At 67.7% G+C, this 15231-nt stretch carries 9 protein-coding genes; 6 read left to right on the top strand and 3 right to left on the bottom strand.

All coding sequences use genetic code 11. The features are described 5' to 3' along the window. Positions 1-649: 649 nt before the first annotated feature. A complete protein-coding gene (locus tag GXP39_12195) occupies positions 650-4855 on the top strand; it encodes a hypothetical protein (GenBank protein ID NOZ28797.1) in 4206 nt (1401 codons plus the stop codon). On the opposite strand, the gene GXP39_12190 is transcribed toward GXP39_12195, so the two are convergent. After that, positions 4839-5081 carry a hypothetical protein gene (locus GXP39_12190; GenBank protein NOZ28796.1) on the bottom strand — a complete coding sequence of 81 codons (243 nt, stop codon included), beginning with the start codon at positions 5079-5081 and terminating at the stop codon, positions 4839-4841. The two genes, GXP39_12195 and GXP39_12190, sit on opposite strands and share 17 nt — an antisense overlap. 637 nt (positions 5082-5718) lie before the next feature. Here GXP39_12190 and GXP39_12185 point away from each other — a divergent pair. The 3 genes from GXP39_12185 (at position 5719) to GXP39_12175 (ending at position 10255) form a co-directional block, all read left to right on the top strand. Continuing rightward, positions 5719-6564 (top strand): DegV family protein, encoded by an 846-nt coding sequence (locus tag GXP39_12185; protein NOZ28795.1) that lies wholly within the window; start codon positions 5719-5721, stop codon positions 6562-6564. Positions 6565-6663: 99 nt separating this feature from the next. Next, the gene (locus GXP39_12180) at positions 6664-8664 is read left to right on the top strand and encodes a hydantoinase/oxoprolinase family protein (protein ID NOZ28794.1); all 2001 of its coding nucleotides are present in this window, start codon (positions 6664-6666) and stop codon (positions 8662-8664) included. After that, the gene (locus tag GXP39_12175) at positions 8645-10255 is read left to right on the top strand and encodes a hydantoinase B/oxoprolinase family protein (protein NOZ28793.1); all 1611 of its coding nucleotides are present in this window, start codon (positions 8645-8647) and stop codon (positions 10253-10255) included. The genes GXP39_12180 and GXP39_12175 overlap by 20 nt, the downstream gene beginning before the upstream one ends. Positions 10256-10295: 40 nt before the next feature. Here the strand turns inward: GXP39_12175 and GXP39_12170 are convergent, their stop codons facing one another. Both GXP39_12170 and GXP39_12165 read right to left on the bottom strand, forming a co-directional pair. Beyond that, complete coding sequence (locus tag GXP39_12170; protein ID NOZ28792.1) at positions 10296-11048, bottom strand: glucosamine-6-phosphate deaminase; 753 nt, start codon at positions 11046-11048, stop codon at positions 10296-10298. Positions 11049-11090: 42 nt separating this feature from the next. Further along, positions 11091-12038 (bottom strand): aldo/keto reductase, encoded by a 948-nt coding sequence (locus GXP39_12165; GenBank protein NOZ28791.1) that lies wholly within the window; start codon positions 12036-12038, stop codon positions 11091-11093. A gap of 283 nt (positions 12039-12321) precedes the next feature. On the opposite strand from GXP39_12165, the gene GXP39_12160 reads away from it, so the two are divergent. Further along, positions 12322-14574 carry an AAA family ATPase gene (locus GXP39_12160; protein NOZ28790.1) on the top strand — a complete coding sequence of 751 codons (2253 nt, stop codon included), beginning with the start codon at positions 12322-12324 and terminating at the stop codon, positions 14572-14574. Continuing rightward, on the top strand, positions 14571-15107 hold the full coding sequence (locus tag GXP39_12155; protein ID NOZ28789.1) for an NTPase: 537 nt from the start codon (positions 14571-14573) through the stop codon (positions 15105-15107). The genes GXP39_12160 and GXP39_12155 overlap by 4 nt, the downstream gene beginning before the upstream one ends. Positions 15108-15231 lie beyond the last annotated feature (124 nt).

Raw genomic sequence — 15231 nt, 5'->3', positions numbered from 1 at the left:
GGGCGCAGCCCCTCAGGAGGAACCGCGTCGTTTTAGCCCCTTACCCGCCTCGCCTGGCCCGGTCCATCCAAATCAGATCGGAAAAGGGACGATTCACGAATCGCCCTATTGGTATCAAATTAAGCGATACGGGAGCATGGCCCCGCACCTCTGGGGTGGATCGGAGGGGAGGCAGCCCCTCCGAAGAAATCTATCTTCAGCCCCTCACCTGCCCCGTGGGGCCGGAGGCCACCGGCCAAAGCCCCAACCAGGCAGGTGAAAGGCGAGAAAAAGAGTTTTTCTGCGGAGGGGCTTCCCCTCCGCACCTCCCCTTTCAGGTGCGACCGCCTGTGAAGGGAAAAAGCGATAGGCGAGGGCCTCGCCCATGCTGTTCAGTTGATGCGAATAGGGCGACCGGCCGGTCGCCCCTACAGAATCCCGCTGTTTCCTGAAGACCAGGATTCATATGTTGCTTTATCTAAGCGAAGATCAATAAGTTGATGCGAATAGGGCGATTCACGAATCGCCCCTGTTGGAGCGAATTCGCGAGTTCCCAGTGACTTCTCATCCGGACAATGGGGCATCCTCGTCCTTGCCTGCAATGGGAAGCGTCGCGTGCTTTTCTCCTCGGTTTGGCCGATCCTGTTCGCGTGTTCGAGGGTGGGGCGGCATGATGAGGCGTCGTATCTCCTCCTTCCTCCGGATCGCATGTCTGGCGTGTGTGGCCCTTGGAAGCGCATGGGGCGGCTTTCTCTCCCCGGCGGCGATTGCCGATGGCCCCGGCGTGGTCATCAGCGAGGTGGCGTGGGGCGGGACGGCGGCCAGCAGCCGCGATGAGTGGATCGAGCTGTACAACGCGGGCGATGTCCCCGTCGATCTGTCCGGCTGGCAGTTGCGCTCGGCCGATGGGACGCCGACCATCGACCTGGCTGGCGTGCTGGAGCCGGGCGCCTTTCTGTTGCTGGAGCGCAGCGACGACGAGACGGTTCGCGATATGCCCGCGGATATCGTGTACACCGGGGCGCTGAGCAATCGCGGCGAGCAACTGTTGCTCGTCGACGCGAGCGGCCGGGTGGTGGACAGCGCTAACGCGGATGGGGGCGCCTGGCCGGCCGGCAGCGCCGGGCCGGACTATCTCAGCATGGAGCGAATCGATCCGGCCGCGCCCGACCGCGATGACAATTGGGCCAGCAATGATGGCGTGCGCCGGCGTGGGCTGGACGCCGACGGACAGCCCATCAACGGCACCCCGGGCGGCCCGAACTCGGCGTGGCCCTCTTCGCTCACCCCTACAGCGACGCCCGCCGAGCCCCCGTCCCCGTCGCCGACGCCCACCCTCACGCCGACGGCGACCGCCTCCCCCACGGCCGAGGCGACGAGTGTGCCGCCTGGGCGCGTGCTCATCCATGAGTTGCTCTACGACGCGTCGCAGCCGGGGCCGGATGCCGCCCATGAATGGGTGGAGCTGTACAATCCCGGGCCGGGGCCGATCTCCCTGGCCGGATGGCGTCTGGTGGACAACACCGCCGAGGATGTCCTGCCCGATGTGGTCCTCCCGGCGGGTGGGCTCCTGGTGGTGGCCGCCGACGTCGAGGCGTTTCGCGGGGATTTCCCCGACTTTGATGGAGCGTTGATCCCGATGCCCGATGGGAGGATCGGCGGCGGATTGGCGAACGACGGCGACCGACTGGCCTTGTTGGACCCCGCCGGCGCGGTGGTGGACGCGCTCTCGTACGGGGATGACGCCGCCTGGCTCGCCCCGCCCGCGCCGGATGTGGCGGCCGGGCACTCGCTGGAGCGGGAGCCGCCGGGGGTGGACACCGACACCGCGGCGGATTGGGCCGACCGTTTCCCGCCCTCCCCCGGACGGCTGGCACCGCCCGGCCCCGCGGCCACCGTTGCCCCCACGCCGACTCCGACTTCGACGCCGACGGCCACCCCTTCGGCGTCCGCTTCGGTGGGCAGCATCCAGGGTTACGTCTTCCTGGACCGCAACGGCGACGGCCGTCGCCAGCCGGGCGCCGAACCGGGGATTGAGGGGGGCCAGGTCCGCCTGAGCACGGGAGCCGACATCAGGACCTTCCCCAGCGGGTGGTACGGCTTCTACGAGCTCCCAGCTGGCGTCTATAGAGTATCCGTCGCCGCATTGGAGGGGTATGAGAGCACGACGCCCGAGGAGCGCACCGTGCGACTGGCGGCGGGCGAGGTGCGCGTGGGGATCGATTTCGGCTGGCGCCCCCGAGAACCCACGCCGACGCCCGTGCCTCCGGGGACGCTGCTGATCCACGAGGTTCAGCCCAACCCGCCGCAGCCCGGTGCCGATGCACCCTGGGAGTGGGTGGAGATCTATAATCCGGGCGGCCGGACGATCTCCCTGACGGGCTGGTCGATCGCCGACAATCGATCCTCCGATCCGCTGCCCTCGATTGAGCTCCCCCCGCGATCGTTCGTCGTCCTCGCCGCGGATGAGGAGCGCTTCCGGGAGAACTTCCCCGACTTCTCCGGCGCGCTGATCTCGGTGGGTGACGGCGCGATCGGCAGTGGGCTCGGGAATCGAGGCGACCGCCTGGTGCTGTACGATCCGGCCGGGATGCCCGTGGATGCCCTCTCCTACGGCGATGACGTGAGCGAGCTGGACCCGGCCCCGCGGGCGCCGGCCGCCGGGCATTCGCTGGAGCGGGAGCCCGTGGGTCGGGACACGGGGCGCGCCGAGGATTGGGTGGAGCGCGATCACCCGTCGCCGGGCGGCCCGGGGCTGTCGGAGCCGACATCGACGCCGACGGTGACGCCCGCGCCGACGCCATCGCCGGGCGCTCCTCCCACGCCGCCGCCGGGAGGATGGCCGCCCGTCGCCTTGAACGAGCTGCTGCCGCGCCCGGCCGCCGTGGACTGGGACGGGGATGGCGCGGTCACGGCCGAGGATGAGTGGATCGAGCTGTACAATCCCGGCCCCCAGCCCGTGGACCTGGGCGGCTGGGCGCTGGACGACGCGGCGGAGGGGGGAAGCGATCCCTATGTGATACCGCCGGGGACGCTGCTGTTAGCGGGTGGGTATGTCCTCTTCTTTCGGAACGTTACCGGCCTGGCGTTGAACAATGACGCCGATCAGGTCCGGCTGCTGGCGCCTGATGGCACGGTGGTGGACGCGTTCGCCTACGAGGATCCACCACCTGATGGGTCCTTCAGCCGCAGCGTGGACGGCGTGGGGCCGTGGGTGACGGATTATCCTCCCTCTCCCGGCGGGCCGAACCGTCCTCCTCCGCCGACGCCTACGCCGACGGCGACATCGACGCCCATGCCGGATGTGATCCGCCTCAACGAGATCCTGGCGGCGCCGCGCTCGGTGGACTGGGACGGGGATGGCGCAGTCACGGCCGAGGATGAGTGGATCGAGCTATACAACATGGGAGCGGTGCCCATCGATCTGGGCGGCTGGATGCTGGATGATGCGCCGGATCGGGGCAGCCCACTCTACGTGATCCCGTCGGAGACCTGGCTGGCGCCGGGCGGGTACATCCTGTTCTTCCGGCGGCAGACGGGCGTGGCGCTGAACAACGATGCCGACGAGGTGCGGCTGTTGGCGCCGGATGGCTCCCTGCGTGATCGCTTCGTTTACTTCAAGGTCCGGCCGGATGCTGTCTTCGCCCGGGCGGTGGATGGCACAGGCGAATGGACCGATGTGTACCCACCCTCGCCCGGGGGGCCGAACCAGCCGCCCACGCCGACGCCCTCGCCCACGCCGGCCCCCAGGATCGTGTTCCTGAACGAGATCTTGCCCGCGCCGCGCGAGCGAGATTGGGATGGAGATGGGGAGGTCACGGCGGAGGACGAGTGGGTGGAGATAGTCAACGTGGGGGAGATGTCAGTCGATCTGGCCGGCTGGATGTTGGATGACATCCCGGAGACGGGGAGTGCACCCTACACGTTTCCGGAGGGGACGATCCTGGAGCCGGGCGCGTACCTGGTGGTGTTCCGCCGGGACTCCGGTGTGGCGCTGAATAACGGCGGCGATCAGGCGCGTCTGCTGTTGCCAGATGGCCGGGAGGTGGATCGCTACGTGTGGGACCGTAGCCCGGGGTATGATCGCTCCTTCGGGCGTCAGCCGGATGGCAGTGGGGAGTGGGTGGAGGGGTTGCTCCCGTCCCCCGGCCGGCCGAATCCGCCGCGCGCGGTGCCGCATCACGATGAGGGGACCCGATCGGCCGCGACCGTGGCGTCGCCGACGCCGTCCCCGCCCACGCCGACGCCCACGCCGCGGCCGGTGCAGGTCGTCTCCATCGCCCGGGCGCGCATGCGAGCGGATGGCGATTTGGCGTGTGTGCGCGGGCAGGTGACCGCTCCGCCCCGCGTGTTCGGCCGGAGCATCTATGTGCAGGATCCCAGCGGCGGCATTCAGGTGTACATGGGCCGCGGCGAATGGCCTGATCTGCGGGAGGGGGATTGGGTGGAGGCATGCGGGCGGCTGGCCGATTTCCACGGCGAGCGGGAGTTGAAGATCCGTCCCCCGGGTGGCCTTCGCCGGATAGGAGGCGGGCCGCCTTTGGCCCCTGTGTTGCTGCGCGGGGATAGGTTGGGGGAGGCGTACGAGGGCATGTTGGCGATGGTGGTCGGGCGGGTGGTCGGGTTCGGCCCTCGCGAGCTGCGGTTGGATGACGGACGAGGCCAGGTGCGGATCTACGTGCGCGAGAGCCTGGGATGGAAACGCCCGTGGGTGGAGCGAGGCCAATGGTGGTCGGCGATTGGGATCGTCAGTCAGTACGTGGTGCGGGAGGGGGATGCGGGGGGATATCGGCTGTTGCCCCGTTACGAGTGGGATCTGGCGCCGATGCCCGAGTACCTTCCGGATATCGGGGCGGCCGTCAGCGATGCAGAATAGCGCGGCTCAAAAGCAGTATGCCGACGCAAAGCCCGAACAACTCGATGACGACGCTCCCGGCGAACGCGTATCGTGGGACGTCCAGGATCGACTGTGTGCGCAAGATCCCCGCCGCAACCGCGATCAGCAGGGCTTTGCCCACGGTGGCCTCCAGCAGCGAAAGTGTAGATATTGGGATGATGATGAGGACCGTGCCGCTGATCATGTAGAACAGGCGAGCACTCATGGATCGTTTCCTCCGTTTCCTGGGTGGGCGCCGCGAGACAGGAAAGCCCGTCCTCAAAAGCGTGTGCGAATTGGGGACGGGCGAGGACGGCGTCCACCTACTGCGCCTACTATTATTATAACCTACTTGAGCCTTTTTCATCGGCCGCGGGTGGCGTAAAGCGGTGGTACGTTGGGGCTAAATGACCCGTGAACCGCGATAGTGAAGAGCCTGTGAGGCATAGGGCCTTTTCAAAGTCCAACGTCCATATTGGCATACATGGCGCCTGCAGGGACGGGGCAAGGTGTCGTGTCTGTATACGCATCTTCTCGGTTTCCCCCAGCACACGACGTGGCCAGATGTGCCCCACCACCCACCGTTGAGCCCCCTTCTCCCGGGCCCGGGAGAAGGGGGGTTGGGGGATGAGGGCCGTTTTTCCTCGATCGATGATCAGGGGAATGTCTTGCGTCGGGCGACACGCGGGGTGTTCCTACCTTCCCGATTTCCATCACTGACTTTGAAAAAACCCTGCCTGTGAGGCATTTCCCTCTTCTCCTCGGAGTGGGGAGATGGTATAATGGTGTCAGGTGGATAGGTTAAGCCGTGTAACCGTTTGGATGCTCGGCCGGCAAGTGTCCGTTCCTTGGGGAGGCCGTTGATGGGGTCGGTGAAGATCGTCGCTGACTCCGGCTGTGACCTGCCGGAGCAGTTGTTGGCACGTTATGATATTTCCATCGTGCCCCTGATCGTGCAGATCGGGGACGACACATACTATCATGGGCAGTTCGATCCGGAGCTCCTCTGGCAGCGCCTGCCCAATGAGCGGGCGTCCACGTCCGGGCCGCCTCCCGGGCTTTTCCATCAGGTGTTCGAGCGGCTGGTCGATGCCGGCCACGATGTGGTGTGCATCACGTTGACCGGCAAGCATAGCAGCACGTTCAACACGGCCTGGGCGGCCGCGCAGGAGTTCGCCGGCCGCGTGCGCGTGGTCGACAGCTGGTCGATCTCCCTGGGTATGGGCGTTCAGGTGCTGGCCGCGGCCATCGCCGCGCAGGCCGGACGCACGGCCGACGAGATCATCCAGTTGGTGGAGGACGTCCGTTCCCGCCTGCGGGTGCGCCTGGTGTTGAACACGTTGGAATACGTGCGGCGCGGCGGGCGCCTGAATCGTTTGATGCCGGCGTTGGATCGCATGTGTCGCGCCCTGAGCATCAAGCCGGTCATCGGCATCGTCGAGGGGGAGCTGAAGCTGGTGGGGGCAGCGCGCTCGCTCAAGGGGGCGTTGCGTCGCATTGAGAAGGAGGCCGCTGGCTGGGGATCAATCGAGCAGATCGCCGTGGCGCATACCCGGCTGCCTGAGCTCGTGGAGGAGGCCGCCCGGCGTCTGGCCCGTGAGTTTCATATCATGCGAGAGAATATCCTGGTGGAGGAGGCGGGCCCTGCGTTCGCCGTCCATGCTGGGCCGGGCGCGTTGGGCGTCGTGTTGTTGCCAAAGGAGGAGTGATCCCGGCGCGGGTTCGGGGTCCATTCGAGAGGCCACCTGTGAGCAGGTGGCCTTTTTCTTTTCGTGGGTCCTCTCATCTTTGCGTGTCCCCTCCGTTTCATGTATCATCGCCGCATGACCTTGGGTGTGGATATCGGAGGCACATTTACCGACTTCGTGGCGCTGCGGGACGGCCGTTTGCGGGTGTATAAGCGCCCTAGCACCCCATCCGACCCCGCCAGGGCGTTGCTGGACGGCCTCTCCGAGATGGGACTGCCCGCGGATATCCCGGTGGTACACGGCTCCACGGTGGCCACCAACGCCGTGCTGGAGGGGAAGGGGGCCCGGACGGCGTTGCTGGTGACGGCCGGATTCCGAGACCTGCTGGCCATCGGTCGGCAGGACCGTCCCGCCCTGTACGACTGGGACGCACTGCCCCCATCTCCCCTGGTCCCCTCTGAGTTGTCCTTCGAGATCCATGAGCGGGTAGACGCCCGCGGCCGCATCTTGCAACCCCTTGATCCGGACGAGATCGACCGTCTCGCGCAGCGCCTGACGGACGCCGGCGTGGAGTCGGTGGCCGTATGTCTGCTCTTCTCCTTCCTGGCCCCCGAACACGAGCGGCGGATCGCCCGACGCCTGGGGGATCGCTGGCCGCTGTCCCTCTCCAGCGAGGTGTTGCCGGAGTTCCGTGAGTTCGAGCGGGCCAGCACGACCGTGCTCAACGCCTATGTGATGCCGCTCATGGCCCGCTATCTGAACCGGCTGTCCGGCGCCCTGGCGGGCGATCTCCGCATCATGCAGTCCTCCGGGGGGAGCATCAGCGCCGGTCTGGCCGCCCGCCAGCCGGTGCGCACCATCCTCTCCGGCCCGGCGGGCGGTGTGGCGGGCGCCTTCGCCCTGGCCCAGCGGGCCGGGTTCGATCACATCATCACGTTGGACATGGGGGGGACCTCGGCGGACGTGTCGCTATGCCCGGGGCATTTGCAGTACACGACCGAGTACCGCATCGCCGGCTGGCCGGTGGGCGTTCCCGTGATCGACATCCACACCGTGGGCGCGGGGGGCGGCTCCATCGCCCGGGTGGATGTGGGAGGCGCGCTGCGTGTTGGCCCTGAGTCGGCGGGGGCGGACCCGGGGCCGGCGTGCTACGGCCGGGGACAGGCCCCGACCGTGACGGACGCCAATCTGCTGTTGGGACGGGTGCAGCCGGATCACTTCCTGGGCGGCCGCATGCGGCTGGATGTGGACCGGGCGCGATCCGCCATGGGGGAGCTCGCCCGGGAGATGGGCGTCGACGTTGAACAGGCGGCCCTGGGCGTCGTGCGGGTGGCGGATGCCACCATGGAGCGGGCGATCCGCGTGATCTCCGTTGAGCGAGGGTTCGACCCCCGCCGGTTCACGCTGGTGGCCTTCGGCGGCGCGGGGCCACTGCACGCGCCCGCTCTGGCCGCGGCGTTGGGCATCCCGTACGTGCTGATCCCCCGATATCCTGGGCTGACCTCGGCTTTGGGATTGCTCCTGGCCGATGTCGTGAAGGATCACTCTCGCACGGTGATGTGGGAGCCGGGATGGGTGACCGATGAGCGGCTGCTGGCCGCTTATCAGGAGCTGGAGAATGAGGTTTGGAGGGCATGGCGCGGGGAGGGCCTGACCTCCGCGGGCGTGCAGGTCGAGCGGGCGCTGGATCTGCGTTACGTTGGGCAGTCGTATGAGCTGACGGTGCCTTACGTCCCGGGGGAGGAGCCCTGGACGGCGGCAGTGGAACGGTTCCATGCCGCCCATCAGGCGCGCTTCCAGCATGCGCACCCGGACCGGCCGGTGGAGGCGATCACGTTGCGCGTCCGCCTTCGCCTGCCCGCTTCTCCTCCCGATCTGCGTTGGTCGGGCGGGACCCTCACCCCGCAGGCGATCGCCGTCCGCCCGGTGCGTTGGGAGGCGGGGTGGGCCGATACCCCCCTCTACCGGCGGGAGGATCTGGCCCGAGGCGCCCGGCTGATGGGTCCCGCACTGGTCGTCCAGCTCGACAGCACGGTGCCCATCCCGCCCGGCTGGTCCGCCCGGGTGGACGACTGGGGGAATCTGATCTTGAGCGAGTCCCATGGCGAGACATCGATCTGATCCGCGTCCGGATCCCGTCAGCCTGGAGATCTTCCGGCACCTCTTCGCCGCCGTGGCCGAGGAGATGGGCGTCACGTTGGGGCGCACGGCCTATTCGCCCAACATCAAGGAGCGGCGGGACTACTCCTGCGCGCTCTTCGACCATCGGGGCCAGATGATCGCGCAGGCTGCCCACATCCCGGTGCATCTGGGCTCCATGCCCGCCTCCGTGCAGGCGGCGCTGGAGGCGGTGGAGCGCTGGCGGCCGGGTGATATGATCATCCTGAACGATCCGTTCCTTGGGGGGACCCACCTGCCCGATATCACGCTGGTCTCACCGGTATTTCATGCCGAGGGCGGCGAGGAGCCCGTGTACTTCGTCGCCAGCCGTGCGCACCACGCCGATGTGGGCGGGATGGCTCCGGGCTCGATGGGGACCGCCGGCGAGATCTACCAGGAGGGGCTCATTATCCCGCCGATCTACCTGGCCGAGGCCGGGCGGCTGCGTCGCGATCTCATCGAGCTGATCTGTCGAAATGTACGCACGCCGGAGGAGCGGCGGGGCGATCTGGATGCGCAGCTCGCCGCTCATCGGGTGGGCGAGCGGCGCGTTTTGGAGTTGATCGACCGATATGGGCTGGCTGCGGTGCAGGCGCACGCGGAGGCGCTGCTGGATTACGCCGAGCGGCTGACGCGGGCGCGCATCGGGCAGGTGCCGGACGGCGTGTACCGGTTTACGGACTACATGGACGACGACGGCCGCGAGGATGAGCCGGTGCCCATCTCCGTCGCCATCACCGTCTCGGGCGAGGAGATGACCCTGGACTTCACGGGGACGGCCGCACAGCGCGTGGGGCCGATCAATTGCCCACTCGCGGTGACGCGGTCCGCGGTGCTGTACGTGGTCCACTGTCTGATCGGGGGGGATGTGCCTGCCAACGCGGGCGTCAGCCGGCCGGTGCACGTGCTGGCTCCGGAGGGGAGCCTGGTGAACGCGAGGCCGCCCGCGGCGGTGGCCGGGGGCAACGTGGAGACGTCCCAGCGGATCGTCGATGTGGTGCTGGGGGCCCTGGCCCAGGCGTTGCCCGGCCGCATACCGGCTGCCAGCCAGGGGACGATGAACAACCTGGCAGTGGGCGGCTTCGATCCGGAGCGTGGGCGGCCGTTCACCTACTACGAGACCCTGGGCGGGGGAGGCGGCGGGCGGCCGTCGGGGCCAGGCCTCTCCGGACGCCACAGCCACATGACCAATACGCTGAACACGCCGGTGGAGGCGATCGAGTTCACGTTGCCGCTGCGCGTGCGACGGTACGCGCTCCGAGAGGGCTCCGGCGGCCCCGGACGTCATCCCGGGGGCGAGGGCGTGGTGCGCGAGATCGAGTTCCTGACCCCGGCGACGGTCAGCCTGCTCACCGAGCGCCGCCGGCTGGCGCCTTATGGGTTGCATGGCGGCCGGCCGGGCGCGCGTGGGCGCAATCGGCTGCGGCGGGTCGGCGCGGACCGGGAGGAGATATTGCCCGGGAAGGCCACGCTGGAGGTGGCCGCGGGGGATGTGCTGATCGTGGAGACGCCGGGTGGCGGCGGATGGGGTTCGCCGGGCGGGGAGGGTTAAAAAGCGGGACAAGGCATCGGCCCTGTCCCGCTTCTTCGTCCTATCCTTCGCCGTGTTCGCCCTTCAGCAGCGAGGCGGCCTCGGCGTCCAGGAAGATGTAGGCCCGCTCGTGCTGTTGCAGGATGGAGGCCGGGTGCCAGGGGGTCACCTCGCCGGTCAGGCAGTCGCGCACCGCCTGGGCCTTGCGGCGGTCGGGCACCGTGCAGACGATGTTCCGGGCCTTCATGATCTGTTTGACGGACATGGAGATGGCGCGCCGGGGCACCTCATCGAAGGAGGCGAACCATCCCTCTCCAAGCTGCTGTCGCCGGCAGGCCTCGTCCAACTCCACGATGATATAAGGATCCTCCACCTCGAAGTCGGCCGGGGGATCGTTGAAGGCCAGGTGGCCGTTCTCCCCGATCCCCACGAAGGCCACGTCGATCTCATAATCGGCGATGATCTGGTTCAATCGCCGGCATTCCGCCTCCGGGTCGGGCGCGTCCCCCTGGATCAGGTATACCGTGCCCGGATGCACGCGGTCGATCAGGCGCTCCTTCAGGTAGCGGCGGAAGGAGGCCGGGTGCGTCTCCGGCAGGCCGATGTACTCGTCCAGGTGGAACATGGTGGTCTTGGACCAGTCGATGTCCGGGATGGACGTCAGCGCGTCCAGGAACTCGAATTGCGAGGCGCCCGTGGCGGCCACGAATACGGCATGTCCCTTGCGGGCGATGGCCTCGTTCAGGCATTCCGCCGCCTTCTTCGCGGCGGCCTGTCCCATCTCCTCTTTCGTGGGAAAGATCTGGATCTCCATGGCCCTCTCCTGTTTCCGTGAGGATGGCAGCCCTCACGCGACTCATCCCGATTGCGCTTCGTTCCCCAGGATCTCCTCGATCCGGGCGAGCACGTCCTCGCTCAGCGTGACGTCGGAGGCGGCCGCGTTGTCGATCACCTGCTCCGGCCGGCTGGCGCCGGTGATCACGCTGCTGATCTCCGGGCGGCGCAGGATCCACGCCAGCGCGAGCTGGCTCATGCGGATCCCCAGCTCCTGGGCGATGGCCGTGAGCTGCCGCACCTTGTCGATGTTCTCCTCGATGGACTGGCGAAGCCACTCGCGCTCGGCCGCCCGGCTGCCCTCGGGGATGCCGTCGTTGTACTTGCCCGTCAGGATGCCCTGGGCCAGCGGGCTATACACCGTCAGCCCGATCCCATGGCTGGCGCACACCGGCATGATCTCCGCCTCGATGTGACGATCGAGCATGTTGTAGCGGGGCTGCTCGACCTGTGGCCGGTAGAGGTTCAACGTGTTGGCGATCCCCACCGCCTTCTCGATCTGGGCGGCCGTCCACGTGCTGGTCCCCCAGTAGAGCACCTTGCCCTGGCGCACCAGATCATCCATGGCGCGGATCGTCTCCTCCAGGGGGGTCTCCGGGTCGAACCGATGGCAGAAATAGATGTCGATATAGTCCGTGCCCAGGCGGCGCAGCGTGCCCTCGATGGATTCCATGATGTGCTTGCGGCTGAGCCCCCGGTCGTTCACATTATCGCTCATGGGCCAGTATAGCTTGCTGGAAATCACCAGATCGCTGCGGCGATAGGCTTTGATGACCTTGCCCACCACGCGCTCCGCCTCGCCGCGGGCGTAGGCGTCGGCCAGATCGAAGAAGTTGATCCCCTGATCGATGGCCGCGCCGATGCACGCGGCGGTGGCCTTCTCATCCACCTTCTCCCCAAACGTTAACCACGCTCCCAACGAGATCTCGCTGACCTTCATCCCCGCGTTTCCCAGACGACGATACTGCATTGTGCTTCTCCTCCATGCTGTTTGCCGGGCCGATTTCACGAGGGCACAGTTGCCCGGGCGTGACGCGGGCCAGTATACCATGTCTGATCCTTCACCCCAAACGCGATGGCGCATCGGTCGTATGTCCCGGAGGAGTGGAAGTCCCGTGGAACGGCTCGCGATGCCTGTCCTGCCGGGCCCGGCCCCGATGGCGGCCCGGGCCCGGGCGGGGCTGTGGCAGTGGCGCCACCCGGTGGTGAAGATCGCTTTTTCGATTCGCTCATCTGTGCTAGAATACCTGTGTATGAGCGAGTCTGTAAGCCTGTTCGACGCGCGACGTGAGGAGTTAACCGAGAAGGAGGCGCCGCTGGCCGCCCGCATGCGGCCGCGCACGCTGGACGAGTTCGTCGGCCAGGAACATATCATCGGCCCCGGCCGGCTGTTGCGCCGCGCCATCCAGGCGGACCAGCTCTCCTCCATCATCTTCTACGGGCCGCCGGGCACCGGCAAGACTACGCTGGCCCGCATCATCGCCAACACCACCCGCGCCCACTTCATCGCCATCAACGCCGTGCTGGCCGGGGTCAAGGATATCCGCGCGGCCATCAAGGAGGCGCAGGAGCGCCGCGGCCGGTTCGGCCAGCGCACCATCCTCTTCGTGGACGAGGTGCACCGCTTCAACAAGGCCCAGCAGGACGCCCTCCTGCCCTGGGTGGAGAACGGCACGGTCATCCTGATCGGCGCCACCACGGAGAACCCCTACTTCGAGGTCAACAAGCCGCTGATCTCCCGTTCTCGCATCTTCCAGCTTAAGCCGCTGACCGAGGATGACCTGCGCGAGATCGCCCGGCGGGCGCTGGCGGATCCCGAGCGTGGCTATGGCAAGCTGAAGGTCCACATCGACGAGGACGCGCTGGATCACCTGGTCAACGTGGCCAACGGCGACGCCCGGGCGTTGCTCAACGCGCTGGAGCTGGCGGTGGAGACCACGCCACCCGGCCCCGACGGCGTGATCCACATCGACATGGCCGTGGCGGAGGAGTCCATCCAGCGACGGGCCGTCCTCTACGACAAGGAGGGCGACGCCCACTTTGACACCATCAGCGCCTTCATCAAGTCGCTGCGCGGCTCCGATCCTGACGCCGCGCTCTACTGGCTGGCGCGCATGGTGTACGCCGGCGAGGACCCGCGCTTCATCTTCCGACGCATGCTCATCTTCGCCAGCGAGGATGTGGGCCTGGCCGATCCCAACGCCATCCAGGTGGTGACCGCCTGTGCCCAGGCGTTCGACTACGTGGGCCTGCCTGAGGGTCGCTTCCACCTGGCCCAGGCGACCATCTATCTGGCCACCGCGCCCAAGTCCAACAGCACCATGGGGTTCTTCGACGCGCTGAAGGTGGTGGAACAGGAGCGGGAGGCGGAGGTGCCCGCTCATCTGCGGGACGCCTCTCGCGATGCGGAGGGGTTCGGCCACGGACAGGGTTACCTCTATCCTCACGCCTACCGGGATCACTGGGTGGCGCAACAGTACCTGCCCGACGCCCTGCAGGGGCGGGTCTTCTACCAGCCGTCCGACCAGGGTTATGAGGCCAGGATCCGGGAGGAGGTGGCCCGGCGGCGTGAGGCCCAGCTGGCGGCCATGATCGATGGGGGCGCTTTGGGGCCGCCGGAGGTGTTGACGTTCACGGGCGATCGTGTGGAGCGGGATCGGGAGCGCTGGCTGCAGCGCACCATCGGCGACGTGGGCGAGCACCTGGCCGCGCTGCGAGATCGGGTGATGGATGCGGCTGGGTTGCAGCGTCATCATCTGGTCCTGGACCTCAACGCGGGCAGCGGGTTGTTGACCTGGGAGGCGTTGCGGCGGGTGCCGGAGGGCGGCGTGTGGACGCTGGCCCGGACGGCCCGAGAGGCCGAGGCGCTGCGGGAGCTGGCCGCCCGACTGCCGGAGGTGGAGCGCCCCATCGTGATGCAGGGCGATCTGGACGAGCTACCAGAGTTGCTGGCGGCTCGTGGCGATGCGGACGTGCGCTTCGATGCCGTCGTGGGGCGCAATGCTCTCACCCGGCATCCGGATAAGCCCGCGGCTCTGCGGCGGATCGCGACGCTGCTGCGGCCAGGCGGCCGCCTCAGCCTGGCCGAGGCCATCCCGCGGCGTGCCCAGCGGCTCTATCGACTGGTGCCGCTGGATCGGCTGGGTTCAGACCTGGCGGAGCGGGTCATCCAGGCCGAGGAGGCCATCTACGCCGACCCGGACGACCCCATGGTGAACTGGGATGCGTCGGATCTGGAGGCCGCCCTGGAGGCCGCCGGGCTGAGCGATATCCGCCTGGAGGTGGTCGAGCAGCCCACGGAGGTGCACATCACGCCGGCGCTGATTGAGCGCTGGTTCGACTCGGCGTCGAAGGATCGCCCAAGCTATGGACAGCGGCTGGCTGCGCACCTCTCGGCCGAACAGATCGACGAGGTGCGCGATCTGTTCGCTCGCACGCTGACGGGGCAGACGGTGGCCTGGGTCTCGGTGATCGCCTACGTGCGGGCTGTGCTCGCGAGGGGATGATGTCGCACAACCTGTTGCTCACCGGGCTGCCCGGCTGCGGGAAGACCACCGTCGTCGAGAAGGTCGTCGCCGCGCTGCCGTCGGGCGCGGCGGGCGGCTTCGTGACCCACGAGCTACGCGAGGGTGGCCGTCGCGTCGGGTTCGAGGTGCGCACGCTGGACGGGCGACGCGCCACCTTGGCCCACGTGAACATCCGCTCCCGCCATCGCGTCGGGCGGTACGGGGTGGACGTGGAGGCGTTCGAGGAGGTGGGCGTGCAGGCGCTGGAGGAGGCGCTGGTCGCCCGTCGCCTCATCGTCATCGACGAGATCGGCAAGATGGAGCTGTTCTCGGAACGCTTCCGCCAGGCCGTGGTGGAAGCGCTGGATGCTGTCCAGCCCGTGTTGGCGACCATCACCTATCGTCCTCACCCGTGGTGTGATCGGATCAAGGCTCGCGAGGACGTCGAGCTCTGGACCGTCACACAGGGCAACCGGGACGCGTTGCCCGATCGGGTGCTCGATTGGCTGCGAGGCCGGGCGCCGATGCTGTAGGCCCTCCCTTCATATGACAAGGGGCAGTCGACCGCTTTTCCCTCCTGATCATCCGCAAGGCAGCCGCCGTGGCGGACCTTGCGGATCGCAGAACCACGGACGAAAACCAACGGCGGTTGTCTAT

The organism is Chloroflexota bacterium (assembly GCA_013152435.1).
In the GTDB taxonomy this organism is placed as follows: domain Bacteria; phylum Chloroflexota; class Anaerolineae; order DUEN01; family DUEN01; genus DUEN01.
Note: the sequence above shows the minus strand (reverse complement) of the source record. Positions and strands in the feature narration are given on the sequence as shown.